General features: G+C 73.7%; 1 protein-coding gene. It reads right to left on the bottom strand.

The features are described from left to right. Positions 1–49: 49 nt before the first annotated feature. On the bottom strand, positions 50–910 hold the full coding sequence (locus Plo01_RS39785; RefSeq protein ID WP_203895987.1) for a universal stress protein: 861 nt from the start codon (positions 908–910) through the stop codon (positions 50–52). Between the last annotated feature and the right edge of the window lie 113 nt (positions 911–1,023).

Here is a 1,023-nt window from a genome sequence, read left to right on the forward strand (position 1 = left end):
GTTCGCTCGTCTCAGGGACGAGCGAACGGGCCCATCAGGTGAAGGCCGCTCATACGCGCGGTGAGCGGACCACGGCCACAGCGCCGCGGGCGTGGTGCAGCACGCCGCGACTGACCGAACCCAGCGCCAGGGAGCCGAGGGCGCCCCGTCCGTGAGAGCCCACCACGACCAGGTCCGCCCGCTCCGAGGCCGCGCTCAGCGCCTGGACCGGGTGCGCGGAGCGGACGTCTTCGACCACCTCCACCGTCGGGTGCGTCTGCCGCCACGAGGCGAGCTTGTCGGCCGCGACCCGGTGCTGGGCCCGGCGGATCTCGTCCATGTCACAGACGATCTCCGGGGCGTAGGCGTGCACCGGCAGCTGCCAGGCGTAGACCGCCCGCAGCCGGGCGCCGCGCAGCACGGCCTGCTCGAAGGCATAGGCGAGGGCGGGATCGCACTGCGGGGAGTCGTCGACGCCCACCACGATCTCCCCGTACATCTCCCGGGCGCCGGAGCGGACGACGACCACCGGCCCGCGGGCGTGCCCGGCCACATGCCCGCTCACCGAGCCGAGCACGGCTCCGGCGAAGCCGCCCAGGCCCCGGCTGCCGATCACGACCTCGGAGGCGCTCTGGGCCTGCTCGCGCAGGACCACCGCGGGCGCCCCCTCGACGATCCGGGTGGCGACCTCGATCTCCGGCTGCCGCTTGCGGGCGAGGTCCTCGGCCTCGGCCAGCACTTTCTCGGCGTTGCGGGTCAGGGCCTCGCCCCATTCCCGGGAGGAGAACTTCGGGATGTCGTACGGCGAGCGGTCGGCGGCGAAGACGACGCGCAAGGGCGCACGCATGCGCGCCGCGTCGTCGGCGGCCCATTCCACCGCGGCCGAGCCGGCCACCGAGCCATCGGTGCCTGCGACAACAGGATCGAACATGGCCCTTCCTCCTTCACGTTCCCATGGTTGTCCCTTCCCATCCCAGTCCCTGCGGCGGCATGGCAGCCAGGGCCGGTCGGCCCATGACCGCGGGCCCATCGGCCGTACCCGCC

Source organism: Planobispora longispora (assembly GCF_016863135.1).
Classification (GTDB): domain Bacteria; phylum Actinomycetota; class Actinomycetes; order Streptosporangiales; family Streptosporangiaceae; genus Planobispora; species Planobispora longispora.

What these genes read in the sequence shown, in the direction of transcription:
- Plo01_RS39785 (WP_203895987.1), bottom strand. Translation starts at nt 910, where the DNA reads ATGTTCGATCCTGTTGTCGCAGGCACCGATGGCTCGGTGGCCGGCTCG.